This is a genomic window from Rhodanobacter sp. C03, from assembly GCF_002001175.1.
GTDB lineage: Bacteria > Pseudomonadota > Gammaproteobacteria > Xanthomonadales > Rhodanobacteraceae > Rhodanobacter.
The window spans coordinates 113,988-139,292 of record NZ_MUNT01000007.1; the positions used below are offsets into that span (position 1 = coordinate 113,988).

18 protein-coding genes are annotated in these 25,305 nt (G+C 61.1%); 13 read left to right on the top strand and 5 right to left on the bottom strand.

The features are described from left to right. Positions 1-8 precede the first annotated feature (8 nt). On the top strand, positions 9-1,379 hold the full coding sequence (locus tag B0E48_RS12840; protein ID WP_077518543.1) for a pyridoxal-phosphate dependent enzyme: 1,371 nt from the start codon (positions 9-11) through the stop codon (positions 1,377-1,379). Positions 1,380-1,497: 118 nt separating this feature from the next. After that, positions 1,498-3,327, top strand: a complete 1,830-nt coding sequence (gene glmS / locus B0E48_RS12845) for a glutamine--fructose-6-phosphate transaminase (isomerizing) (protein ID WP_077518544.1) — start codon at positions 1,498-1,500, stop codon at positions 3,325-3,327. Between the two features lie 69 nt (positions 3,328-3,396). On the opposite strand, the gene B0E48_RS12850 is transcribed toward glmS, so the two are convergent. From B0E48_RS12850 to rfbB, 5 genes are read right to left on the bottom strand one after another with little or no spacing between them, the layout of a single operon-like run. Continuing rightward, entirely contained in the window at positions 3,397-4,809 is a 1,413-nt protein-coding gene (locus B0E48_RS12850; RefSeq protein WP_077518545.1) for a mannose-1-phosphate guanylyltransferase/mannose-6-phosphate isomerase, read from the bottom strand. Positions 4,810-4,812: 3 nt separating this feature from the next. Then, entirely contained in the window at positions 4,813-5,748 is a 936-nt protein-coding gene (gene rfbD, locus B0E48_RS12855; RefSeq protein WP_077518546.1) for a dTDP-4-dehydrorhamnose reductase, read from the bottom strand. Beyond that, positions 5,745-6,302 (bottom strand): dTDP-4-dehydrorhamnose 3,5-epimerase, encoded by a 558-nt coding sequence (gene rfbC / locus B0E48_RS12860; protein ID WP_077518547.1) that lies wholly within the window; start codon positions 6,300-6,302, stop codon positions 5,745-5,747. Before rfbC ends, rfbD begins: the two co-directional genes overlap by 4 nt. Continuing rightward, positions 6,299-7,189: a glucose-1-phosphate thymidylyltransferase RfbA gene (rfbA, locus tag B0E48_RS12865; protein ID WP_077518682.1), complete on the bottom strand. Its 891-nt coding sequence runs from the start codon at positions 7,187-7,189 to the stop codon at positions 6,299-6,301. Before rfbA ends, rfbC begins: the two co-directional genes overlap by 4 nt. Positions 7,190-7,200: 11 nt before the next feature. Then, positions 7,201-8,271, bottom strand: a complete 1,071-nt coding sequence (rfbB, locus tag B0E48_RS12870) for a dTDP-glucose 4,6-dehydratase (RefSeq protein WP_077518548.1) — start codon at positions 8,269-8,271, stop codon at positions 7,201-7,203. Between the two features lie 262 nt (positions 8,272-8,533). Here rfbB and B0E48_RS12875 point away from each other — a divergent pair, with 262 nt between their 5' ends. The 11 genes from B0E48_RS12875 (at position 8,534) to B0E48_RS12925 (ending at position 25,231) form a co-directional block, all read left to right on the top strand. Further along, positions 8,534-9,700, top strand: a complete 1,167-nt coding sequence (locus tag B0E48_RS12875) for a PLP-dependent aspartate aminotransferase family protein (protein WP_077518549.1) — start codon at positions 8,534-8,536, stop codon at positions 9,698-9,700. A gap of 79 nt (positions 9,701-9,779) precedes the next feature. Further along, positions 9,780-10,598 (top strand): ABC transporter permease, encoded by an 819-nt coding sequence (locus B0E48_RS12880; RefSeq protein WP_077518550.1) that lies wholly within the window; start codon positions 9,780-9,782, stop codon positions 10,596-10,598. Then, positions 10,588-11,943 carry an ABC transporter ATP-binding protein gene (locus B0E48_RS12885; RefSeq protein WP_168170356.1) on the top strand — a complete coding sequence of 452 codons (1,356 nt, stop codon included), beginning with the start codon at positions 10,588-10,590 and terminating at the stop codon, positions 11,941-11,943. The genes B0E48_RS12880 and B0E48_RS12885 overlap by 11 nt, the downstream gene beginning before the upstream one ends. A 57-nt stretch (positions 11,944-12,000) precedes the next feature. Next, the gene (locus B0E48_RS12890) at positions 12,001-15,432 is read left to right on the top strand and encodes a glycosyltransferase (RefSeq protein WP_139350283.1); all 3,432 of its coding nucleotides are present in this window, start codon (positions 12,001-12,003) and stop codon (positions 15,430-15,432) included. Position 15,433: 1 nt separating this feature from the next. After that, positions 15,434-16,582, top strand: coding sequence for an acyltransferase (locus tag B0E48_RS12895; RefSeq protein WP_077518553.1), 1,149 nt, complete (start codon positions 15,434-15,436; stop codon positions 16,580-16,582). Positions 16,583-16,736: 154 nt separating this feature from the next. After that, the gene (locus tag B0E48_RS12900; protein WP_139350284.1) at positions 16,737-18,122 is read left to right on the top strand and encodes a hypothetical protein; all 1,386 of its coding nucleotides are present in this window, start codon (positions 16,737-16,739) and stop codon (positions 18,120-18,122) included. Between the two features lie 60 nt (positions 18,123-18,182). After that, entirely contained in the window at positions 18,183-20,648 is a 2,466-nt protein-coding gene (locus tag B0E48_RS12905; RefSeq protein ID WP_139350285.1) for a hypothetical protein, read from the top strand. Continuing rightward, entirely contained in the window at positions 20,645-21,028 is a 384-nt protein-coding gene (locus tag B0E48_RS12910; protein ID WP_077518556.1) for a GtrA family protein, read from the top strand. The genes B0E48_RS12905 and B0E48_RS12910 overlap by 4 nt, the downstream gene beginning before the upstream one ends. A gap of 14 nt (positions 21,029-21,042) precedes the next feature. Continuing rightward, a complete protein-coding gene (locus B0E48_RS12915; protein ID WP_254423960.1) occupies positions 21,043-22,017 on the top strand; it encodes a glycosyltransferase family 2 protein in 975 nt (324 codons plus the stop codon). 53 nt (positions 22,018-22,070) lie between these two features. After that, positions 22,071-23,174 (top strand): UDP-N-acetylglucosamine 2-epimerase (non-hydrolyzing), encoded by a 1,104-nt coding sequence (gene wecB / locus B0E48_RS12920; RefSeq protein WP_077518558.1) that lies wholly within the window; start codon positions 22,071-22,073, stop codon positions 23,172-23,174. 254 nt (positions 23,175-23,428) lie between these two features. Further along, the gene (locus tag B0E48_RS12925; protein ID WP_077518559.1) at positions 23,429-25,231 is read left to right on the top strand and encodes an LTA synthase family protein; all 1,803 of its coding nucleotides are present in this window, start codon (positions 23,429-23,431) and stop codon (positions 25,229-25,231) included. Positions 25,232-25,305 lie beyond the last annotated feature (74 nt).

A 25,305-nucleotide genomic window follows, 5' to 3' on the forward strand; every position in this document is an offset into this window, starting at 1 on the left:
GAGCCCCCATGACGGTCCACCAGAGTGTCCTCGAACTGATCGGACGTACCCCGATGGTGCGCGCGCAGCGCCTGGATACCGGGCCGTGCGAATTGTTCCTCAAGCTCGAGAGCGCGAATCCCGGTGGCTCGATCAAGGATCGCATCGGCCTGTCGATGATCGAGGGCGCCGAGAAGGATGGCCGCATCCGTCCGGGGGATACCTTGGTCGAAGGCACTGCCGGCAATACCGGCCTGGGGCTGGCGCTGGTCGCGCAGCAGAAAGGCTACCGGCTGATCCTGGTGGTGCCGGACAAGATGAGCCGCGAGAAGATCTTCAACCTCAAGGCGATGGGTGCCGAAGTCGTGCTGACCCGCTCGGATGTGGCGAAGGGTCACCCCGAGTACTACCAGGACATGGCCGAGCGCATCGCGCGTGAAACACCCGGCGCCTATTTCATCAACCAGTTCGGCAATCCGGACAATCCGGCCGCGCATATCCAGACCACCGGCCCGGAAATCCTCGAACAGATGGATGGTCAGGTCGACACGATCGTGGTCGGTTGTGGCTCGTCCGGCACCTTGAGCGGATTGTCCAAATATTTCGCCGAGCATTCGCCGCAGACCGAATTGATTCTGGCCGATCCGGTCGGCTCGATCCTCACTCAGTACATCAACGAGGGCACGCTCTCGACCAAGTCCGCCAGCTGGATGGTCGAAGGCATCGGCGAGGATTTTCTGCCCGGCATCAGCGACTTCAAACGGGTCAAGAAAGCCTATGCGATCTCCGACAAGGAGAGCTTTCTGACGGCGCGCGAGTTGCTGGCGAAAGAGGGCATCCTGGGTGGTTCGTCGACCGGCACACTGCTGGCGGCGGCATTGAAATTCTGCCGCGAACAGACCAGAGCGAAGCGGGTGGTGACCCTGGTCTGCGACACCGGCAACAAGTACCTGTCGAAGATGTACAACGACTACTGGATGCTCGACAACGGCTTCCTCGAGCGTGAACCGCACGGCGACCTGCGCGACTTGCTGTTGCGCCCGTTCGCGCAGCGCGACACCGTGGTGATCGGCCCGAACGAACTGTTGATCACTGCCTACACGCGCATGAAACTGTATGACGTGTCGCAGCTGCCGGTGATGGATGGCCACAAGCTGGTCGGCATCGTCGACGAATCGGACGTGTTGATGCATGTGCATGCCGACGAAACGCGTTTTCGCGACCCGGTTTCCACCGCCATGATGACCAACCTGCAGATGCTCGCGGTGAGCGAGCCGATCGAGGCGCTGCTGCCGGTGTTCGAGCGCGGGCACGTGGCGATCGTGGTGGATGGCGAACAATTCCTGGGCCTGATCACCCGTATCGACCTGTTGAACTATCTGCGGCGCAAGGTGAACTAAGAGGCATTGCAGTCGCATCAACCGGTGGGTCATGAAAGCCTGCAGTAATGCAGCCTCGTCAAGATGACCTCTCGTGTCGGAGCCCGGAGCTCCACATCCAGCATAAGGAAGCTTTGCCATGTGTGGAATTGTTGCTGCCGCTGCCCAGCGTGATGTCGCCCCATTGCTGATCGCCGGCCTGAAGGCGCTGGAATACCGTGGCTACGATTCGTCGGGCGTGGCCGTGCTTGGCCCGGGCGAGATCCGGCGCGTGCGCGCCAAGGGCAAGGTGCGCGAGATGGAGGCGTTGTATCTTGCCGATCCGCTTCCCGGGGGCACCGGCATCGCGCATACCCGTTGGGCTACCCATGGCGTGCCCAGCGAAGCGAACGCGCATCCGCATGTGGCCGGTCGCGTCGCGATCGTGCACAACGGCATCATCGAGAACTACGTCAGCCTGCGCGCCGAACTGCAGGCGGGCGGGCATGTGTTCACCTCGGAAACCGACACCGAAGTGATGGCGGCGCTGATCGATCGACGCATGAACCAGGGCATGGGCTTGCGCGAGGCGGTGTTGGTCACCGTGCGCGAGCTGGAAGGTGCCTACGCGATTGCCGTGATCAGTCATGACGAGCCCGGCAGGGTGGTCGGGGCGCGTCGTGGTGCGCCGCTGCTGGTTGGCCTCGGCATTGGCGAGAACTTCCTCGGCTCGGATGCGCAGGCGCTGATCCAGGTCACCAACAAGATGGTCTATCTCGACGAAGGCGATGTGGTCGAGATCAGCCGTGAAAGCATGCAGATCTACACGCTCGACGGGCATCCGGTCGAGCGCGCGGTGCATGAAAGTGAGCTGTCCACCGACGCCGTCGAACGTGGTGAGTACCGCCACTACATGCAGAAGGAAATTTTCGAGCAGCCGCGCGCGGTGGCCGACACACTGGAGGCGCGCATCGGCCCGCATGGCGTGTTGCCGAACATTTTCGGCATCGACAGCGACGCCTTGCTGCAGCGTACGCGTGGCCTGCACATCATTGCCTGCGGCACCAGCTACCACGCCGGCTTGGTCGCCAAGTACTGGATCGAGGAATACGCACGACTTCCGGTGAGCGTGGAAGTGGCCAGCGAATACCGCTACCGCGAGGCGGTGGTGCCAGCTGACACCTTGTTTGTGGCGATCTCGCAGTCCGGCGAAACCGCCGACACGCTGGCCGCCTTGCGCGAGTCGCGGCGCCGCGGTTACCTCGGCACGCTGGTGATCTGCAATTCGCCCGAATCCTCGCTGGTACGCGAAGCGGATATGAAGCTGATGACCCGCGCCGGCCCGGAGATCGGTGTGGCCTCCACCAAGGCATTCACCACTCAGCTTGCCGGGCTGGCCTTGCTGGCGCTGGAACTGGCGCGTCGCAACGGGCTCGATCCGGAGCGCTATGCGGTGCTTTGCGCCGAACTGCAGCATCTGCCGCGCGCGATCGAGAGCGCGCTGAAGCTGGAACCGGCGATCATCGAGCTGTCGGCCGAATTCATCCATCGTCAGCACGCGCTGTTCCTTGGTCGCGGTGCGCAGTATCCGGTTGCGCTGGAAGGCGCGTTGAAACTCAAGGAAATTTCCTACATCCACGCCGAGGCCTATGCGGCTGGCGAACTCAAGCATGGCCCGTTGGCGCTGGTCGACGAGGACATGCCGGTAGTGGCGGTGGCGCCGAACGGCCCGTTGCTGGACAAGCTCAAGTCCAATCTGCAGGAGGTGCGTGCCCGCGGCGGCCGCCTGATCGTGTTCGCCGATGGTGCCGCCGGCATGGACGACATGGCCGGTCACGGCGTGATGCTGCGGGTGGAGTCCGGCGGCAGCTTCATTGCGCCGGCGGTATTCACCGTACCTCTGCAGCTGCTGGCTTATCACGTCGCCGTATTGCGCGGCACCGACGTCGATCAGCCACGCAACCTGGCCAAATCAGTCACGGTGGAATAAGCGGCGCCGTGAAACCCAATAAAAAAACCGCGCAATCAGCGCGGTTTTTTTATTGGGACATTCAGTGGTTCAGGCGCGGCCGTAGACATCGTCGAAGCGCACGATGTCGTCCTCACCCAGGTAGCTGCCGGACTGCACCTCGATCAGTTCCAGCGCGACCTTGCCGGGATTGCGCAGGCGATGCTTGCTGCCGAGCGGGATATAGGTGCTCTGGTTCTCGCCGAGCAAAAATATCCTGTCGTCACAGGTGACTTCGGCGGTGCCGGAGACCACGATCCAGTGTTCGGCACGATGATGATGTTTCTGCAGGCTCAGGCTGGCGCCGGGCTTGACCACGATGCGTTTGACCTGAAAGCGTTCGCCCGCTTCCAGTGAGTCGTAGCTGCCCCACGGCCGATGCACCACCCGATGCAGTGAATGTTCGCTGCGGTTGGCGGCCTTGAGCTGCTCGACGATTTTCTTGACGTCCTGTGCGGCGTCGCGATGAGCCACCAGGGTGGCATCGGGTGTGGTCACCACGATCAGGTTGTCGACGCCGACGGTGGCGATCAGATGGCGGTCGTGGGAACGCAGCAAGGAATGGTGCGTGTCGATCGCCATCGTGTCGCCTTCGCACAGATTGCCCTGTGCGTCCTTGTCGCCGGTCAGCCACAGCGCCGACCACGAACCGATGTCGCTCCACGCACAGCTGACCGGGATCACCGCGGCGCGCTGGGTTTTTTCCATCACCGCGTAGTCGATCGAATCGTCCTGCACCAGTGCGAACGCATCGCGGTCGATGCGCACGAAATCCAGGTCGGCGGACGCCTTGGCATGCGCCTCGCGCACGGCAGCGAGCATCGCTGGCGCGTGCGCGGTCAGTTCTTCCAGATAGCGTGAGGCCTTGAACAGGAACATGCCGGAGTTCCAGTCGTAGCCGCCATCGGCGAGGTACGCCTCGGCTTTGCTCAGGTCGGGCTTCTCGACGAATTGCTCCACCCGGTAACCATCGCTGCCGATCGCCTCGGCGCGGCGGATATAGCCGAAACCGGTTTCCGGGCGATCCGGACGGATGCCGAACGTGACCAGCCAGCCTTGCGCGGCGAGCGGCATGGCCTGCTTCACCGCGTCGACAAAGGCGCTGGTGTCACCGATCAGGTGGTCGGCCGGCAGCACCAGCAGCATCGCATCGGCATTGCGTGCAAGCGCCTGCAGCGCACCCAGCGCAATCGCCGGCGCGGTGTTGCGCGCCAGCGGCTCCAATACGATGGTGGCGTCGTCGATACCCGCTTCCAGCAACTGGTCGGCGGCGAGGAAGCGATGGTCCTCGCTGGCCACCACGATCGGCGCGGCGATGTCCGGCAGCTGGCGGGTGCGCGCGATGGTCTGCTGGAACAGCGTACCCTTGCCAGCCAGCGCGAGGAACTGCTTGGGCAGATTCTTGCGCGATACCGGCCACAAGCGGGTGCCGCTGCCGCCACTGAGAATGAGGGGTATCAACATGACTCAGGATCCTGAAGTGATCAGCTGGCGGATGACCTCGCCCAGTCCGTGCTGCCAATCGGGTAGCGGATAGTCAAAGTGCCGCTGGAAGCCGCGATTGTCCAGCAGCGACCACGCGGGACGCACCGCTGGTGTGGGAAATTCGGCGCTGGTGATCGGAACCACGTGCGGTTGCCGTGGGATCAGCCCCTGCGCGGCGGCCTGCTCGAAGATCGCGCTGGCGAAGCCATGCCATGTCGTGGCGCCGCTGGCGACCAGGTGGTGAGTACCGCTGAGCTGCCGACGCCGGGCAGCATCGGCATCTTGCCAGCGATCGAGCGCCGCCACGCTGGCGTTGACGATCAGCGTGGTGTCGGTCGGTGCACCGTGCTGGTCGGCCACCACGCGCAGTTCCTCACGCTCGGCGCCGAGCCGCAGCATGGTGCGCAGGAAGTTGTGGCCGTGCGCGGCGTACACCCACGCGGTGCGAAGCGTCAGATGATGCGCGCCGCTGTCGCGCAGGGCCTGTTCGCCGGCCAGCTTGCTGCGGCCGTAGGCACCCAGCGGGCCGGTGGGTGCATCGACGGCATACGGTTGCGACTGGCTGCCGTCGAACACGTAGTCGGTCGAGTAATGCATCACCAGCGCATCGTGCGCCGCGGCCCATGCACCGAGGACACCTACCGCTTCGCCGTTGACGCGGGTGGCGAGCGCCTCTTCCTGCTCGGCCCGATCGACCGCGGTATAGGCGGCGGCATTGATGATCACGTCGGGCCGCACGCGGTCGAGCAGGACGGGCAGGCTGGTCGGTTCGGCAAGATCGGCGATCTCGCCGCGGCCGCCCGTCGTCAGCATGCCGTCGCGGCTGGCCGCGATGACTTCGCCGCGTGCATTCAGGCCGGCGTGCTCGAGAAACGTGCGGCCGAGCTGGCCATTGGCGCCGAGCAGCAGGAGCCTCATGCCACGAAAATCGGCAATCGCTCAGGGGCGACGTCTTTCAGCAGCGGTGTCTTGCCGTCCTTGTCGGACAGCAGCGGTGCGCTGAGCGGCCAGTCGATGCCGAGATCGGCATCGTTCCAGCGGATACCGGCGTCGGCCTTGGCGTCGTACAGCGCGGTGCACTGGTAAGTGAAGGTGGCGAATTCCGACAGCACGCAGAAGCCGTGTGCAAAACCTTCCGGTACCCAGAAGTGGCGATGGTTGTCGGCGGTCAGCATCACGCCGAACGACTTTCCAAACGTCGGCGAGCCACGGCGGATGTCCACCGCCACGTCATACACCTCGCCTTCCAGCACGCTGACCAGCTTGCCCTGCGGGTTCGGCCACTGGTAATGCAGGCCACGCAGCACGCCACGGGCCGAGCGCGAGACGTTGGACTGGATGAAGTGGTGATCGATGCCAGCCTCGCGATACTTCGCCTGGTTGTAGCTCTCGTAGAAGAAGCCGCGGGCGTCGCCGAATACCTGCGGTTCGAGGATCAGCGCGCCGGACAGTCCTGTGTCTATCACTTTCATCGTACGGGGCCTTGCCTGGTCAATTGCTGCAGATACTGGCCGTAACCGGTCTTGGCCAGCGGTGCGGCCAGCGCCAGCAACTGCTCGGTATCGATCCAGCCGTTGAGGTAGGCGATCTCTTCCGGACAGCACACCTTGAGGCCCTGCCGGTTCTCGATCGTCTCGATGTAGTTGCCCGCTTCCATCAGCGAGTCGTGTGTGCCGGTGTCGAGCCAGGCGAAACCGCGGCCGAGCTGTTCCAGATGCAGGGAATTGTCATCGAGGTAGCAACGGTTGAGATCGGTGATCTCGAGTTCGCCGCGTGGCGAAGGCTTCAGCGCCGCCGCGTAATCACACACGCGGCCGTCGTAGAAGTACAAGCCGGTGACCGCATAGTTCGACTTCGGCTGGGCCGGCTTTTCTTCCAGTCCGATCACGCGGCCGGCAGCGTCGAATTCGGCCACGCCATAGCGCTCCGGATCCTTCACCCAATAGCCGAACACGGTGGCGCCGTGATCGCGCGAGGCGGCGCGCCTGAGTCGCTCGGTCAGGCCGACGCCGTAGAAGATGTTGTCGCCGAGCACCAGGCAGCTGGGCTTGCCGCCGACGAAATCACGGCCGATGGTGAACGCCTGCGCCAGTCCATCCGGCGACGGCTGCACGGCGTATTGAATGTCGATACCCCATTGTGAACCGTCGCCAAGCAGGCGCTGGAACATTTCCTGCTCGTGCGGCGTGTTGATCATCAACATTTCGCGGATGCCGGCCAGCATCAGCGTGGCCAGCGGGTAATAGATCATCGGCTTGTCGTACACCGGCAGCAGCTGCTTGCTGACCGCGCGGGTGATCGGATAAAGCCGGGTGCCGGAACCGCCGGCGAGGATGATGCCTTTTTGTGTGGTGCTCATCAGCACGTCCTTCATGATCCCAGACGCTCCATGCGATAGCTGCCATCAAGCACACGCTGGCTCCACGACTGGTTGGCGAGATACCAGTCCACCGTCTGCGCGATGCCGCTTTCGAACGTCTGCGACGGCCGCCAGCCCAACTCGTCCTGCAGCTTGCTGGAGTCGATCGCGTAGCGACGGTCGTGGCCGGGGCGATCCTTGACGTAGGTGATCAGCGACTCGCGGACACGGCCGTCGGGCAACGGGCGGCGCTGATCAAGCAGGGCGCAGATCGTTTTCACCACCGCGATGTTCTCGCGCTCGGCATTGCCGCCCACGTTGTAGGTTTCACCGACGCGACCGCCGTCCAGTACGCACCGGATCGCGCTGCAGTGATCGCCCACGAACAGCCAGTCGCGGATGTTCCGGCCGTCGCCGTAGACCGGCAGCGGTTCGCCGGCGAGCGCCTTCTGGATGATCAGCGGAATGAGCTTTTCCGGGAACTGGTAGGGCCCGTAGTTGTTCGAGCAGTTGGTGGTCAGCGTCGGCATGCCATAGGTATGCTGGAACGCGCGCACCAGGTGATCGGACGCTGCCTTGGAGGCGGAGTACGGCGAATTCGGCGCGTACGGCGTCTGCTCGGTGAACTTGCCTTCGGCACCGAGCGAGCCGTACACCTCGTCGGTCGACACGTGCAGGAAGCGGAACGCGTCACGCGCGGCACCTTCCAGTCCGCGCCAGTAGTCGCGCGCGCATTCGAGCAGGCCCAAGGTGCCGACCACATTGGTCTGCACGAATTCGGCAGGCCCGTCGATCGAGCGATCCACGTGCGACTCGGCGGCGAAGTTCACGATGGCATCAGGACGGTGCTCGGCCAGCAATTTCGCCACCAGCTCGCGATCGCCGATATCGCCCTGCACGAACGTGTGAGCAGAGGCCTCCTTCAGCGAGCTGAGCGTATCCAGGTTGCCGGCATAGGTCAGCTTGTCCAGATTGACCACACGCAGGCCATCGGCCACCGCCTGCAGCACGAAATTCGCGCCGATAAAGCCGGCGCCGCCGGTGACCAGCAGCGTTTGGGTCCCTGTGGATGGGCTATTCATCAAGTACGTCCATGGTTTGACGGAGACAGTGGCCTGGGCGGCTGGCTTGGCCGCCGGACAGACAGCAAATGATGCCTGCTCTTGCCTCGTCGACCAAGCGCCTGGAGGTCGCACGGCTGCCTTTCGGCCATGCAAAGGCTGCAGTTTGCCCATTTCTGCATGAACGCGAACTTTGCCCTCATTCGGCAACGAGTGGCATAGAAGCTAAGATGGCGGACTTTACAACACGAGGCAGCCCGCCCGGCGGGCTGTGAGGACAGCGATGAAAACTGGCACAAAGCGTAGCCGACATGGGATGGGAACCCTGGCCATTCATGCCGGCCAGCATCCGGATCCCAGCACCGGCGCGATCATGACGCCGATCTACGCTACCTCGACCTACGTGCAGGCGAGTCCTGGCAAGCACAAGGGTTATGAGTATTCACGCACACAGAACCCCACCCGCATGGCGTACGAGCGCTGCGTGGCGGAACTGGAAGGTGGCGTGGCCGGCTTTGCGTTTGCCTCCGGTCTGGCGGCGGCGGCGACGGTGCTGGATCTGCTCGATTCGGGCAGCCATGTCATCGCGATGGACGACCTCTACGGCGGCACCTATCGCCTGTTCGAAAAGGTGCGGCGGCGTTCGGCCGGGCTGGATTTCAGCTTCATCGATCTGAATGACACCGTCGCCATGAAGGCGGCGCTCAAGCCCAACACGCGGATGATCTGGGCCGAAACACCGACCAATCCGATGCTGAAGCTGGTCGATCTGGCCAAGGTTGCCGCGTTCGCCAAGAAGCATGGCCTGATCCTGGTGGTCGACAACACGTTCTGCTCGCCGATGCTGCAGCGCCCGCTGGAATTCGGCGCGGATCTGGTGCTGCATTCGGCCACCAAGTACCTCAATGGTCATTCCGACATGGTTGGCGGCATCGTGGTCGCCGGCAGCCAGGAACTCGCCGAGCAGATGGGCTTCCTGCAGAACTCGGTCGGCGCCGTCGCCGGTCCGTTCGACTCCTTCCTTGCGATGCGCGGGCTGAAGACCCTGCACCTGCGCATGAGGGCGCATTGCGAGAGCGCTCTGGAACTGGCGAAGTGGCTGGAGAAGCATCCGGCGGTCGAGCGGGTGATCTATCCGGGCCTCAAGAGCCATCCGCAGCACGCGCTGGCGAAGCGCCAGATGGACGGCTTTGGCGGCATCATCACGATCGAGGTGAAGGGCGGCCTGAAAAAGGCCCGGCGCATGCTCGAGCGTTGCGAGCTGTTCGCGCTGGCCGAATCACTCGGCGGTGTCGAGAGCCTGATCGAGCACCCCGCCATCATGACCCATGCATCCGTTCCGGCCGCCAACCGCAAGCGGCTGGGCATCAGTGACGGGCTGATCCGGCTGTCGGTGGGCGTGGAGGATATCGCCGACCTGCAGGCCGAGTTGAGCCACGCGCTGGGCTGATGCCCGTACTGCCGCTTTCGCGGGCGGCTTTCCATGCTTCGGCCCGCTGCAGATTTTCGCAAGATCACAGGAACACCTGATGTTCAAACACTCGGTATCGCCGATATCGCTGGCGCGCAGCACCTGGAAACACCGGGAGCTGATCCTGCAGCTGACGCGAAAGGATGTGATCGGTCGCTACAAGGGTTCGCTGTTCGGCCTGGCCTGGTCGTTCATGAGCCCGTTGTTCATGCTCGGCATCTATACGCTGTTCTTCACCGAGGTCTTTCATGCGCGCTGGGGCGGCATGGGCGACGGCAAGGGCGGCTACGCGACCGCGCTGTTTGCGGGCCTGATCATGCACACCGTGTTTGCCGAGTCGATTTCCCGCGGCAGCCAGCTGGTGACGGACAACGCGAACTACGTGACGAAGGTGATCTTCCCGCTGGAAATCCTGCCCTGGGTTTCCACTCTCACCGCGTTGTATCACGCCCTGGTGAGTCTGATCGTGCTCGCACTGTTCTCGCTGGTATTCACCGGCCATATCGCGTCGACGTTCCTGCTGTTCCCCGTGGTGCTGCTGCCGCTGGTGCTGATATCGACCGCCGCCGGCTGGCTGCTGGCCTCGCTGGGCGTCTACGTGCGCGATGTCGGGCAGATGACCAGCCTGATCGTGCTGGCGCTGCTGTATACCGCGCCGGTGTTCTTTCCGCTCGAGAGCATGAAGTCGTCAGTACAGGCGGTGATGCGCTTCAATCCATTGACGCTGCTGATTGTCGAGGCGCGCAAGGTGCTGCTTGCGGGCCAGTGGCCCGACTGGTCGGCATTGGCCATCTATACCGGCCTGGCGTTGATCGCCTGCTGGCTGGCCTATGGCTGGTTCCAGCGTACCCGTGCAGGATTCATCGATGTCCTCTGAGATCATCCACTCGCCAGCCACGAAGCCGCTGATCCGTGCCCGCGGCATCGGCAAGCGCTACCTCAGTTATGCGCAACCGCATCACCGGCTGATGCAGATGATGGGACGCAAGAGTTACGCCAGGGAATTCTGGGCGCTGCGCGATCTCGATCTCGAAGTCTGGCCGGGCGAAACCATCGGCATCATCGGCAAGAACGGTTCCGGAAAATCCACTTTGCTGCAGATCGTCTGCGGGCTGATCGAGCCGACCACCGGCGATATCGAGGTGAATGCGCGGGTAGCCGGCCTGCTCGAGCTGGGCGCCGGCTTCAACCCGGAGTTCACCGGTCTGGAAAACGTCTATCTGAAAGCGGGCCTGCTGGGCATGGGGCGCGCGCAGGTGGATGCAAAACTCGATTCGATCCTCGCCTTCGCCGAAATCGGCGACTTCGTGCACCAGCCGGTGAAAACCTATTCCAGCGGCATGTTCGTGCGGCTGGCGTTCGCAGTGGCGGTGGCGGTCGAACCCGACGTGCTGGTGGTGGACGAGGCGCTTGCCGTGGGTGATGCGTACTTCCAGCGGAAATGCCATCGGCGCATCCAGGAACTGCAGGAGGCGGGCAGCACCTTGCTGCTGGTCACGCATTCCACGGACGCGGTGGAGCGCATGTGCAGCCGCGGTGTGGTCATCAATGCCGGCAGCAAGATCTACGATGGCCCGGTTCGCGGCGCGATCTCCGATTACCTGAAGCTGATCTTCGGTGCGCATGTGGCGGATTCGACCGACAAGGCGGCGGCGGTCAAGGTGCTCGGCGAGACGTCCGGCGAGGCGGTCGAAGCCTTGCTCGCTTCGGGCAGCGATGACGTGCTGTCACAACGCCCTGGCTACAATCGCGACGAGATCCGGGTCGGCAATGGCAAGGCATTGGTGGCCGATCTGCACGTGGTGGGCCAGACCGGCGTGCCCATGCTGTCACCCGGACAGCAGGCGGAGATCCTGGTCAAATATGCATTCAAGCTGCCACTTGGCCGGGTCATATTCGGCATGCAGATCCGCACGCCGGAAGGCGAGCTGGTTTACAGCACGAACACCTTCCTGGAGAGCGGCGAGGCGTTCCACTACGACGAAGGCGACGTCGTGGTGGTGCGCTGGAAGTTCAAGACGCACCTCATCCCCAAGCAGTACCTGATGATGTTCGGTATTTCGCAGTTCGACGAATTCGGCCAGGACACCATCGCCATCGATCGCCGTTCGGATGTGATGGTGCTGGCGGTTCTGGGGGATACCGGTGCGGCTCAGGGCATCGCCAATCTGCAAGTGAAGTTCGATGTTGAAACTGTGGCCAAGACAGGCGACGCCGGGTAGCCGCGACATTCCTTCGCCCTGGTTTCATCTGTGGAAAATGCTGACAAGGATCCAAAATTGCGTACCAGTCTGAACATCCACGATCCGTTGTTCATCTCCGCTCCGAACGGTGGTGGCCTGCTGTATGCGCACCGGCATCTGCTGGTGCCGCTGACCTATGAGGACACGACGGGGCTGGCGCTTACCGACGACGGCATGGTCTGGTGCGTGCAGGCGGACGGCAGTCGTTCGTTCCGGGAGATCCGCCAGGGCATCCTGAATAGCGTGACCATTGCGCAGGAGCCGCGCGATCTGCATGACGTCCTCGTGGGCAAGGATGGCATCTACGCGGTGTTCACCGAGACCAACCAGGTAGTGCGTCTGGACGAGGCATTTCAGGTACAGGAAAGCTGGAGCTTTGGCGAAGAACCCGATTGCGCGCATGTGAATTGCATCGCCTTGCATGACGGCCAGGTCATTGCCTCGATGTTTGGCACGTTTTCATCCCATCGTGGTTACAAGGGCGAAACCCGGCAGGCTGGCCGAGTGGTCGACGTGCGGAGCGGCAAGCTATTGATTGACGGGTTGTCGCAACCCCATTCGCTAGTCGTCGTCGGTGACCAGCTTTGGCTGTGCAGCTCCGAGGATCGCGCCGTCCACATCTACGACCGGCATTGCCGACTTGAGCGGAAAGTCATGTTGCCCGGATATACACGCGGCCTCGCTGTCGGAGAAAAATTCGTCTACGTCGGCCTGAGTCGATCCAGGAACCTCAAAGCGGGTGAAGTGGGTGAGTTCAGCACGGCGGTGATCGGGGTCCTTGATCGCGAGTCGCTGGCGGTCACTGGCTACCTGCCGATTCCCTCGAATGAAATCTACGATATCCGGATTGCGTCATCGGCGGATCTGGTTACCGATGTGATGGCGTCGACATGGGTTCATGAGCGCGGACTGCACCAGGCGGAGTTGGCGCAAGCCGCACGAAAATTGAATGAGGTGGAAGAAGACCTTGGTCAGAGCGGACGTGCCTTGCAGGCCACCAGGAGTGAACTTGATCAGGTAACGCAACAGGCGGCCGTCGCAGCTACCACCTATAGCACCGAGCTTGCCCGAGTAGCGCATGAGGCCGCACTGACTGCTGCTGCCAGCAATGCCGAGCTTGCCCGAGTGACGCAAGTGGCCGAAGTGACGGCGGCTGCCAGCAATGCCGAGCTTGCCCGAGTGGCGCAAATGGCCGCAATGACTGCCGCTGCCAGCAATGCCGAGCTCACACGAGTGACGCAACGCGCCGCGGAAACCGAGGCTGCAAGGCTGGCGGCAGAAAAAGTGGTGGAGGCTCTGCAGGTGCAGCAAATCGAGGCGCGGGGCGAGATCGCCAAGCGCAATGCGCGCATCCGCATGCTGGAGCAGGTACGCGATGAGCTCGATCTGATCAGGTCCAGCCGATCCTGGCGCTGGACGCGCCCCATGCGTTTCGCATTGCGCCTGCTTCGTCATGGCGGGCTGGGCGACGCCGATCGCGCGAAGCTGCGCGGACTGCTGCATCGCGATGATGTGACCAGCCCGGAACCGTCGGCGTCGTTAGTTGATCCGCTCCAGGTCATGCCTGTGATTGAACCCAGGACCCACCTGGCGCCGCAGGCGGATGGCAAGCGCGATGTCTTCGTCTGGTCGGTGATCGACTGGCATTTCCGCATCCAGCGTCCGCAACACCTCGCCCGCGAGCTGGCGGCTGCCGGTCATCGGGTGTTCTACATCTCCAATAATTTCATCGATCGCGCTGAACCGGGCTTCGCGATCGAGTCGCTGGACGGCGGCGGGCGTCTGTTCCAGATCCAGCTGCACCTGAAAGGCAGTCCGGCGATCTACCACGCGATACCCACTCCCGATGCACAGCAACAGCTGCGTGCAAGCATCGGTCAGCTGTTAGCCTGGACACGGAGCTGGGCATGCCTGTCTCTGGTGCAACATCCGTACTGGCTGGAGGCCGCGCGCATTCTGCCCAACCAGCGGCTGACCTATGACTGCATGGATCACCACGGCGGTTTCGCCGACAATAGCCCGGACGTGCTCGCGCGCGAGCTTGACCTGATGCGCACGGCCGATCTGCTGGTGGTGACCTCGGATTGGCTCCATGAGGAAGCCGGAAAGCACAATCGACAACTGCTGATGGTTCGCAACGCCTGTCAGTACGAGCATTTTGCCACGCATCCCGAGCGCATCTTCCAAGACCCGCAAGGGCGCAGGGTGATCGGCTACTACGGCGCGATTGCCGAATGGTTCGACCTCGACCTGCTGGAGCAGGTGGCACGGCAATTCCCCGACTGTCTGGTGTTGATGATCGGCGCCGATACCACCGGCGCAAAGCAGCACCTGCAGCATCTTGCCAACGTCGAGTTCACCGGCGAAGTGCCTTATGCGACGCTGCCGTTCTATCTCGCCGGTTTCGATGTCTGCCTGCTCCCGTTCCAGGTCATTCCGCTGACCCTGGCCACCAACCCGGTCAAGGTCTACGAGTACTTGAGCGCAGGCAAGGAAGTGGTATCGATCGCGCTGCCGGAGATTCGCCAGTTTGGTGAACTGGTACGCACCGGCACCGACCATGCCTCATTCGTGGATGCCGTGGGCGCTGCGCTGGCGGCCACGCCGGATCCCGCCGTGATCGCACGAAGGCAGCAGTTCGCGGCCGAACAGACATGGGCGCATCGCGTACACGACCTGGTGCAGGGTGTCGACACGCTGCCGGAGCCGCGGGTCAGCGTGATTGTGGTCACCTACAACAACCTGGATCTGACCAAGCTCTGTCTGCGCAGTCTCGAGCTTTACAGTGACTACGCCAATCTCGAAGTCATCGTGGTCGACAACGCATCGGCTGACGACACGCCGGCTTATCTGCAGGCATGGGCTGCGTCGGGGAAAGACCGCCAGATCATCCTCAATCCGGACAATCGCGGCTTCGCCGCCGCCAACAACCAGGGTCTTGCCGTAGCGAGCGGCGAGTACCTGGTGCTGCTCAACAACGACACCCACGTCACGCCGGGCTGGATTGCCTCACTCGTCGCGCACCTTCGTTACACGAGGACGCTCGGCATGATCGGCCCGGTGACCAACAATATCGGCAACGAAGCTCGCATCGACATCAGTTATGACGACATGGACGGCATGCTGCACGCGGCAGCCGATTACACCACCCGTCACGCGGGCCAGCTGACGCCATTGCGCACGGCCGCTTTCTTCTGCGTGATGATGCGCCGCTCGGTCTACGAGAAAGTGGGGCCGCTGGATGAAGCGTTCGGCATCGGTTTCTTCGAGGACGATGACTACTGCCGCCGGGTAGACCAGGCCGGTTGGGCTATCGCCTGTGCCGATGACGTGTTCGTGCACCACAACCTGTCGGCATCGTTCAACAAGCTCAAGCAGGAAACGCGGCAGGCCTTGTTCGAGCAGAACAAGGTGACTTACGAGGCGAAGTGGGGCGCCTGGGTGCCGCATAAGTATCGGGGACAATAAGGTGCAGATCAGCAGCGGTTCGACAGGTGCGCCGCCTGCCGTCCGGGCGCTCCAGGTCAATTCATACAAGACGCTTTTCGATGGTCTTGAAAGTCGTCGTGACAACTTTTTGTTGCTGCGATTCGTCGCCGCAAGCATGGTGATCTACGGTCATGGCGCCGCGATAATCGGTACGCGCGATGTGCTTGCTCGTTGGGGCTGGGGCGTCTATTCCGGCGATATCGCTGTTTATATTTTCTTTGTGGTCAGTGGTTTCATGATTACCGGGAGCTATCTGCGGCGTCGACATCTGGGTGATTTCATCTGGGCCCGCGTGCTGCGCATTTTTCCGGCCTTCCTGTTTTGCATGCTGATCTCGGCTTTCGTGCTTGGCGCCATCTATACGGAATTTTCCGCCAGCGCGTACTTCGGCAACCATGAGGTCGTGCATTACGTCATGCAGAACCTCAAACTGCAGACGAACATGGTTTGGGATCTGCCTGGCGTGTTTATCCACAACCCTGTGCTGACCACCGTCAATGGCTCCATCTGGACATTGCCGGCTGAAGTCCGCATGTATTTGTGGGTGGGGTTGGCGGGCGTGCTCGGGGTCCTCTCGCGGAAGTGGCTATGCACCTTGCTGCTGCTTGCGTTGGTTGCATGCGGCATATTCCAGCCGGCTCATCTGCTTTGGGTGCCGGTTCCGTCGTTCCTTCGTTTGGCAGGCTATTTCGCCATCGGTGTGTTCTGCTACATCCATCGTTACCGAATACCGGTGGGCTGGCCTTATGTGGCGGCGTTGGTCGTGGCGGCTTATCTGTTGCGTCCAACTGCCATATACCCATATGCGTTTGCGCTGGCGCTGAGCGCCTTCGTGTTTGCATTCGCCTATTGCATACCGTGGCACGGCTTCAACCGCTTCGGGGACTATTCCTATGGCATCTACCTGTGGGGCTTTCCCATGCAACAGGTGATCGCTCATCACTTTCCCTCGCTGCCTCCGATCGGCAACGCATTGTTTGCGTTCATGCCGGCCTTGGTTCTTGCTGCGATATCCTGGCATCTGATCGAGAAACCGTGCCTAAGCTTGAAGAGTGTGCCTGGGCGGCTCCTGGCCCGGGCGATCATCCACTACCGTTCGTTGGTCAACGATCGCCGGAATGCCTCTTGATGAGACGAGGCGTATTGCAGGAGGGTGCTGCGTGATGCATGGGGCCGACAACTCGCGATGCATCGGGGGCAGCGCGGCGTTGGCCCCGCAAGGGGCAGTCGCGCGGCTACCTTGGCTGGCGTGCCTCGTAGTTATCGCAGTGTCAGCGTATGCCGTGAGCGGATGGGCGCTCGCCGCCCATCATTTCTTCTACGCGGACGACTGGGGCTGGCTCGAACGCGTGGCTTTTGACATCGATACGTTCCGGTTGGTGCCGGAGAAGGTCTACAACGATCGTCCGGCAGGCGAGTTCTTCATCAAGTGGATGTACGAGTGGTTTGGGCTCAACGCGCATCCCTACAACGTGCTTTGGTTGCTCCTGCACATATTCAACAGCATCCTGCTTTTTTTCCTCGCCGCAAATTATCTGCCCCGAAACAGGGCTCTGCTGGCGGCTGTGCTTGCCGCTTCCTGGTATTCGACTTTGATCGCAGTGCATTGGGTGGCGGCGATCTTTGATCTGGCCGGCGCCACTTGGTGCCTGCTGTGTCTGTTGTTCTATGTGCATTCCAGCCGCGAATCGTGCTGGTCACCGCTGTGGTTGGTCGGCGCCTTCTGCCTGCACGTACTCGCCATTCGTACCAAGGAGTTTGCGCTGGCATTGGTCGTGGTGTTGGCTAGCTGGGAGTTTCTGCTGATCGAGAGCAAGGATTTGCGTCGTCGCCTTTCCCGTCTTGCGCCGCACGTGCTGCTTACACTGGTGTACGGACTGATCTATCTCAGGTTGTTCAGTCTGCAGAAACCGTTCGTGAGCAGCGGCATCTACAGCATGAGCCTGTCGTTATCGACGATTTTGGAAAATGCCATTTCCTATCTGTCTATGGCGTTTTATATGCCTGCGCCGGACAAGGATTTCGCTTGGCGTCTGGCTGCCTATGCCCTGCTGGTAGCCATGCTTTTGCTGGGATGCAGCTCGCGCAAAACGCTGGCAGCCATGGTATCGGCAGTCGCGTTACTGGCGGCGGTGTTGCTGATGCCCAACCAGCAGAGTGCACTCTATCTCTATGTGCCGCACTTTTTTGTGGCCTTTGTGCTCTGTGCTGTCGCACCGCGCTGCCGGGTGGCCACGGTGATCACTTGGTTGACTGTCGGGTTGATCATCGGCTGGCCTTTTTTCACCGGTGGCTGGAAAGCATCCCGCAACTTTTACTTGACTACGGGCGAATACAGCGAGCGGCTTCACAACGACTATGTGCGGCTAATGCAGGGAAGGCCACCACCCGTGCCGCTGACCATCGCGGTATCGAAGACCTATTTCGATCCGTTTTCCTGGGGACATGGCAGCTTTCTGCGCATCCGCTATGGAAACCCGGACATCACCGCCAATGTGGTCAGCCTTTCCGGGCCTGATGACGATGTTTGCGCACATGTGTCCGGCACGTGCCTGATCGAGCAGTCAGGTCATCTGGTTCTGCGTCAAGGCTCGGCTCCGTCGGGTACCACGCAACCGATACCATCGCCGCTTGTACCCAAACTCTCCGCTAGGCGTTTGGTTCGATGAATGACATGACACGCCCCTCTATTTCGCCACCTACTCCTGACGCGGCAGATTGATTCATCCATGAATGCTTCAGTGCCTCCCACTATTCGTGCTGCACCGTGGATCCTGCTCATTGCCGGGTTCCTTTTGTTTATCGCCGGTTTCATGGTCAACACGATGTGGGCCAAGATCACATGGACGCCTACGTTGCTGCTGGCGGGACTGGGAATCGCTTCTCTGATGCTGGCGGTTGTCGCGAGCAGGCTCTTCAGATGTCGGCTGGCAACATCTGCAGCGATCGTCTGGCTGTTCGGACTGACTTATTTCGCGGGTATTGCAGCCGTACTGTCCGTGGCGATGATCACCATCGCGGCGATTGCTGTAGGAAGCTGTTTTGTTGAGGAAGATCGGAATGCCCGACTTCCGCTTTCAATTCTTGCCGGGCTTGCGGTTCTTTGTGGAGTTACTGGATGGCTGTTGCCGTTCCCGGTTCACGGCCATGCAGCTTACGTGCTGGTTTTGCTGCTCATCGTCGTGTTCCGTCGCCGCGCAGTAGTCAACGCGTTGCGGCCGCTCAGGGAATCCTGGTCGGATGCGGTGGCAGGCGCACCTCGAGTTGCGGCGTTGGCAGTGCTGGTGATGGGCGTGGTCTCGACCTGCGCGTGGGTCCCCACCATTCACTATGACGATCTGGCCTATCACCTCGGTCTGCCCTACCAGCTGCAGGGATTGGGCTATTACCGGATGGATGCCGGGTCTCGCGTATGGGCGCTTTCCGCGTGGGCTGGCGATGTCCTGCAGGGGATTGTGCAAGTCATCGCGGGAGTTGAATCCCGTGGTGCGGTTGACACATTGTGGCTTGTACTCACGGCAACACTCATGTGGAGTCTCGGCGGAGCGCTGAACCTGAGTTCCATGATGCGCTGGTTTGCGGTTGCCATCTACGCAAGTGTGCCCTTGACCGCTGACACGCTCACCGGAATGCAGACAGAGGGAGCAACGGCCGCGATAGCTGTGGGTGTGGCGTTGCTGATCCAGCAAGCATTGGCACCCAGTCGTCGGCTGCTTGTGTTGCTGGCCCTGCTTTTCGGTTTGTTGCTGGGGTTGAAGGTGAGCAACCTGATGATCGCCGGTCCGCTCGGATTGTGGCTGCTCTGGCAATGGAGATGGCGCTTTCCGTGGCGTGCCTTGCCGCTAGCGGTGTTGACGGTGTTTTTGGTGGGCGGCTCAAGTTATCTCTACGCATATTTGCTGGCAAACAATCCCGTACTGCCGATATTCAACAACTTCTTTCACTCGGTGTATTACCCGCCAGTCAGTTTTCACGATCTGCACTGGGACACGGGATTCCACTGGAACATTCTCTGGCAGCTCGTCTTCCACACCACGAATTACATCGAGGGTGGCTATAACGATGGGGTGGCCGGTTTTGCATTGATTGCCTTGCTGGGAAGCTTGCTGATTGCACTTTTCCGTCGGGACACGCGAGCCATGGCGCTGGTCGCGACTGCGGCGTTTCTTCTCCCGCTGACCCAAATCCAGTATTTGCGCTATGCGGAACCGGCGATGGCATTGTTGATGCCAGTCATGCTCAGTGGTGTGCCGCTTGTCGATTGGAGAAGGCTGCGTGCGCGCACCGTGCCGATGCTGCTGGTGGCACTGGTGCTTGTCGACCTTGCGTACGCTGCCAACGCAAATTGGCAAATGCGAAATGGCGTACTGCAGGATTTGCTGGCCGACGGCCAGTCGGCTGTCATCGCCAAATACGCGCCGACACGTGTGATGGCCAAATTTATCCGGGTCGCCTATGGAGAACAGGCGCGGACCTTGATGCTCGATGATCGAAGCCCATTTGCTGCCGAACTCGCGGGTAATGCCTTCGTGACAAATTGGTACGATCTTGAATTGTCCACACTAGCCAGTGGGGCGAATGGGGATGTCAGTGGCGCAAAATGGGCGGCCGTCTTCGATCGCAGTGGCGCCGACCTGATCACCCTGGCGACCGACATGCACACGCAGGCGCTGGACGCAGCCATTGAAAAGACCGGGGGCGTCAAGGTCCGCACCGAAGACAAGATTGAGCTGTGGGAACTGCATCGAGGCAAGCCGGGAACTGTGGTGCCTATAGCTCCCTATGGGGTCAATATCACCTTTGACACATCTGCGGCACCGGCAACGTCAACCATTGCGCATGCTGATTTGACGTTCGGCTGCGTCGCGAAGGATGTTCCCATTGTCATCAGCTGGAAGCTGACCAGGGAAGACAAGTCATCCTGGCAACGCTCCGAGTGGATAAATTGCAACCCCGCGGGAACGGCCGGGATTTCGCTGGACCAGCCGATTGCCGGCAAACTCGAAGGAATGACGATCACCGCCAGTCCAGCCACGCCTGTGGATCTGCACCTGCAATCGACCGCGACAAATGCCTGGTTCGGCGCCGACCTGTCGTACGATCGGGATCTGGCCCTCCAGTGGCGCAGCAACATAGTCACCCGGGTAAAAGCCTGGAATCAGCAGCGGCTCCAAGCGCGGAAGGCGAAGCGATGAGCATCGTCCGTCAGGGAATCAGCTTTCTTTTTATCGGGGGTTGCCTGGTACTGGTCGACTGGGGAGTTTTTGTGGCCCTGAGCGCGTCGGGTGTGCAAACTCCGGTTGCCAATGTTGCGGGAAGAATCGTGGGCGCTTTGCTGGGTTTCGTGGCGAATGGCCGGTTCACGTTCGGATCGGAGGGTTCGGCCCGGCTGGGCGGAAAGCGCTTTGCGCGCTTCGCTGCACTGTGGCTGGTGATGACGCTGATAAGTACCGTTCTTGTCGGGGAGGCGGCCACCCGCCTCAGCCTGCAGATTGCATGGCTCGGCAAGCCGCTGGTCGAGGGCGTGCTTGCCATTCTGAGCTTTCTCGTTTCCCGCCATTGGGTGTATCGCTGAGCATGAGCGCCAACATGAATCCACGCATCGCGGTAGTCATACCTTGTTTCCGCGTAAGTGCCCAGATTCTTGGAGTAATCCAGCGTATCGGCCCCGAGGTCGGCTGGATCATCATCGTCGATGATGCTTGCCCGGAACATAGCGGGGACATCGTCGAGCAACAGTGTCGTGATCCGCGGGTATCGATCATTCGGCACTCGCAGAATCTTGGCGTGGGTGGGGCAGTGATGACCGGCTACGCGGCTGCTTGCAATCTTCCGGCAGAGGCAGTCGTGAAACTGGATGGTGACGGTCAGATGGATCCGGCACTGATTCCAAGGCTGGCAAGCCCCCTGCTCAGAGGGCGGGCAGACTATGTCAAGGGCAACCGCTTCTATCGCGTTTCGGATGTATCGGGAATGCCGACTGTACGCTTGATCGGGAATGGTGCGCTGTCATTCCTGACCAAGCTTTCCTCCGGTTACTGGCAGCTGTTCGATCCTACCAATGGCTTCACGGCGATTCATCGCGCGATGCTTTCCGAGTTGCAGTTCGAACACATTGCCAAACGGTATTTCTTCGAATCGGATCTGCTGTATCACCTCAATCAGCTGCGCGCGGTTGTCACCGAAATGCCGATGAGTGCGTCTTACGGCGACGAGTCGTCAAGTCTCCGGCCGATGCGGATGATTGCTCCCTTTTTGCGCGGCAATCTGCGGAATTTCAGCCGGAGATTGATTTACAGTTATTTCCTGCGCGGATTCTCTGCGGCCTCGATGGAACTTTTGATAGGGTTCCCGCTGCTGCTGTTCGGTCTCATATTTGGCGCCTGTCGCTGGTGGGCCTCGCTGGTCGATCACGCACCAGCGACGGCGGGTACGGTCATGCTGGCTGCGCTGCCGATCATTCTTGGGACCCAGCTGCTGTTGTCGTGGCTGAATTTCGATGTCGCGGCAGAACCACGGCATCCCGTACATGCGTTGCTGAGCAATCGCGCCCGCACCGAATAATGCATCCTGTGATGCTTTAAAAAGACAAGTCGTAGGCTTCCATCCGGATTTTCATGAACCAGAAACATATTCTCTGCATCGTCGGTACCCGCCCTGAGGGCATCAAGATGGCGCCCCTGATCAAGGCGCTCAAGCGAGAGCCGTGGGCGCGGGTGACCGTGCTGGCCACGGCGCAACACCGGGGACTGCTGGATCAGGTGTTGTCGCTGTTCGATATTCGGCCGGATGTGGATCTGGACATCATGCGCGCCAATCAGGCGCTGCCTGAGTTGACCGCGCGGCTGATCACGGCGCTGGATGAAAAGTTCGCCGAGCTTTCACCCGACGTGGTGCTCGCCCAGGGCGATACCACCACGGTGATGACCGCTGCACTGGTGGCGTTCTATCGGCGTATCCCGTTCGGGCACGTCGAGGCCGGTCTTCGTACGCACGATCTGGATAACCCGTTCCCCGAGGAGATGAACCGATTGGTGGCGGGCCATCTGGCCAAGTGGCATTTCGTGCCGACCGAACGCTCGCGACAGAACCTGATGCGCGAGGGAATCGCCGCCAGCGCGATCCACGTCACCGGCAATACGGTGATCGATGCGCTGCTCGAAGTCGCTGCGACCGACTGGCCGCTGGATATTCCGCTGGATCCCAGCAAGCGGCTGGTCCTGGTCACGGCGCATCGTCGGGAAAATTTCGGTGAGCCGTTCCGTGCGATCTGTCGCGCGATCCGTCAGTTGGTCGATCGCTACGCGGATATCGAAGTGGTTTATCCGGTGCACCCGAATCCGAATGTGCAGTCCACGGCGCACGAATTGCTTGGTGGCCATCCGCGCATCCGTCTGTGTGATCCGCTGGATTACGCACCGTTCGTGGAGGCACAGAAGCGCGCCTATCTGATTTTGACCGACTCGGGTGGCGTGCAGGAGGAGGCCCCTGCGCTTGGCAGACCCGTGCTGGTATTGCGCACGGAGACCGAGCGCCCGGAAGCAGTCGATGAGGGTGTGGTACGGCTGGTCGGTACCGACGAGGGCCGCATTGTGGCGGAGGCTTCGCGATTGCTGGATAGTGAAGAGGCCTATCACGAGATGGCGCGTGGTGTTTCGCCTTATGGCGATGGGCATGCGGCACAACGCATTGTCGCTGTGCTGCGCGAAGCACTCGGTTAACCGGTCTCACCTGAACGATATCCGGGCATGATGTGATGGTGGTCGGGCATGACCCATGTCTGTGTGGAGCGCGCCATCATTGACATGTTGGCAAATGACTCATCTGACACCGTTTTGGACAAGGCGCAGGCTGTTCCCTGACAGTGTCTCGCAACATGGTTGGTGATTGCGGTAACGGATCCGCTCCTGAGCGTGGACGGTATTTTCATGCGGTCTTGCCAGCTTGAAGACTGCTTCACGGAGTAAGGAACTGAATGACAACGCGATCATGCATTGGCATCTCGGCAGCGGTTCTTGTCATTTTCCTGGCAAGTGTCGTCCTGGTGTGGTGGCTTGACCCCGCCTTGCATGCATCGTTTGATGCTGGATTGCTCTGGCGCAATGCGCTGCCGGTGTTCCTGCTCATCCTGATGATTTACGGTTTGAGCAGCCGTGTCCTGCTTTCCCTTGTAATCGGCGGTGGCATCACTCGGCTTGTATTTGAAGTGAATGCGATCAAGCAGCTCAACATGGGCCAGCCCCTGCTGCCGGGTGACCTGCTGTTGGGGAATCAGGTAATTCACAACATCGGGTTTTTCGCGCATTACACCGGCCATCGACTCGTTCTTCTGCTATTCGCCGCGCTCCTGTTTGCCGCAGTTTTGTGGGCGATCTGGCGCATGGAGCGCCATTCGCAGCGGCTTCGCTGGATGCCGCGTTTACTGTGGGCGTCATTGGCGCTGGTAGCCCTCATCACGCTCTATCGGGGCGATGGTCCCTGGCAGAGAGTGTACGCAGACGAGGGGCTGCCTGGTTTCCAGCTGTGGTACTCGGTCGCAAGCGTGCAGCGGGTCGGCTTCATGGCGGAATTCGTCAGGATGTCACAGGAGTCGCGGGTAAGGCTTCCTCGGGGCGACCAGATGCTCGTTGCCCGCTTCGCCCAGAGTCACGCTGACGATCTGAGTGCTCGCATGACACGCAAGCCTCCCACAGAGCTTCCCGATATCGTGGTGGTGCAGAGCGAGGCCTTCTTCGATCCGGGTGTCTTGAACGGTATCGATTTCGGAGAGTTTGTGCCGAATTTCGAGCACCTTGCCGCGACAGGCATCACCGGAAGCCTGACCACGCCAACCTACGGCGGTGGCACGATCCGCACGGAGTTCGAGACGCTGACCGGTTACCCGATGCAGGCGTTTCCCGCCATCGCATACCCGTATTACGGACTGGCTAGCCAGTGGATGCCAAGCGTTCCGCATCGGCTTGAAGCCTTTGGTTACTCGACCACGCTGTTTCACCCGTACCGTGGCAGTTTCTGGAATCGTCGAGAGACGATGCCTGCGCTGGGGTTTCAGCACACTTATTACTTAAAGCAATTTGGTGATGCGGCGCGTGCCGGTGAATTCATATCGGATCGCGCTTTGTTCGATTTCGTGCTGGCGCATCTCGACGAGGCCGCGACCAGCCCGCAGTACGCCATGGCAATCACGATGGAAAATCATGGGCCGTGGGATTTCGATGCCGGTGCTCTGACCAGCCTGTTGAATGGACGTCCATTGCCGCATGGCCTGTCGGCAAAGGGTACGGAGGAAATGACGTATTACCTCGCCCATCTGGTCAATGGCGATCAGGCACTCGGCGATTTCGCCAAACGGCTGCTGGCGCGGCCGCGCTGGACGATACTGGTGTTCTACGGTGACCATCTGCCGGCGCTTCCGCACGCGTTCACCGATCTGGGTTTCGATGATGGTCGCCCGGATATCGAAGAGCACACCCGCTATATGCTGCTGTCCAACCGGCCGCTCAATTCGCGAAAGCTCGACCTCAACGCCTACGACCTTCCGGGCTTGCTGTTCGATACGGTGGGATTGCCCGAGGATGGTTATCTCGCACTGGCGTCCACCATTCGGCACGTCTGGGCGCAAGACGACTACCAGCATGGGTCGGAGTATGGCCAGATCCAGTTCAATGCCGCACAGCTGGAAGTGGCTTGTCGCCACAAACTGGATGCAGCGGGGAAATGCGGCGATGGGAATCCGGGCGGCCAGCGTGCACCGAAATCGGCGTCTGAGGGTGGTTGAGGCGACGCATGATCCACTCGCATCGGACAACGGGACGGTGCTTGACGTTCATCGGGTCGTGCAATGATTGACCG

Excerpts from the sequence above, each read along its gene's own strand:
- B0E48_RS12850 (WP_077518545.1), bottom strand. The coding sequence starts at position 4,809 with ATGTTGATACCCCTCATTCTCAGTGGCGGCAGCGGCACCCGCTTGTGG.
- glmS (WP_077518544.1), top strand. The coding sequence starts at position 1,498 with ATGTGTGGAATTGTTGCTGCCGCTGCCCAGCGTGATGTCGCCCCATTG.
- B0E48_RS12875 (WP_077518549.1), top strand. The coding sequence starts at position 8,534 with ATGAAAACTGGCACAAAGCGTAGCCGACATGGGATGGGAACCCTGGCC.
- B0E48_RS12840 (WP_077518543.1), top strand. The coding sequence starts at position 9 with ATGACGGTCCACCAGAGTGTCCTCGAACTGATCGGACGTACCCCGATG.
- B0E48_RS12925 (WP_077518559.1), top strand. The coding sequence starts at position 23,429 with ATGACAACGCGATCATGCATTGGCATCTCGGCAGCGGTTCTTGTCATT.
- wecB (WP_077518558.1), top strand. The coding sequence starts at position 22,071 with ATGAACCAGAAACATATTCTCTGCATCGTCGGTACCCGCCCTGAGGGC.
- B0E48_RS12915 (WP_254423960.1), top strand. The coding sequence starts at position 21,043 with ATGAATCCACGCATCGCGGTAGTCATACCTTGTTTCCGCGTAAGTGCC.
- B0E48_RS12905 (WP_139350285.1), top strand. The coding sequence starts at position 18,183 with ATGAATGCTTCAGTGCCTCCCACTATTCGTGCTGCACCGTGGATCCTG.
- B0E48_RS12910 (WP_077518556.1), top strand. The coding sequence starts at position 20,645 with ATGAGCATCGTCCGTCAGGGAATCAGCTTTCTTTTTATCGGGGGTTGC.
- B0E48_RS12885 (WP_168170356.1), top strand. The coding sequence starts at position 10,588 with ATGTCCTCTGAGATCATCCACTCGCCAGCCACGAAGCCGCTGATCCGT.
- rfbA (WP_077518682.1), bottom strand. The coding sequence starts at position 7,189 with ATGAGCACCACACAAAAAGGCATCATCCTCGCCGGCGGTTCCGGCACC.
- rfbC (WP_077518547.1), bottom strand. The coding sequence starts at position 6,302 with ATGAAAGTGATAGACACAGGACTGTCCGGCGCGCTGATCCTCGAACCG.
- rfbB (WP_077518548.1), bottom strand. The coding sequence starts at position 8,271 with ATGAATAGCCCATCCACAGGGACCCAAACGCTGCTGGTCACCGGCGGC.
- B0E48_RS12880 (WP_077518550.1), top strand. The coding sequence starts at position 9,780 with ATGTTCAAACACTCGGTATCGCCGATATCGCTGGCGCGCAGCACCTGG.
- rfbD (WP_077518546.1), bottom strand. The coding sequence starts at position 5,748 with ATGAGGCTCCTGCTGCTCGGCGCCAATGGCCAGCTCGGCCGCACGTTT.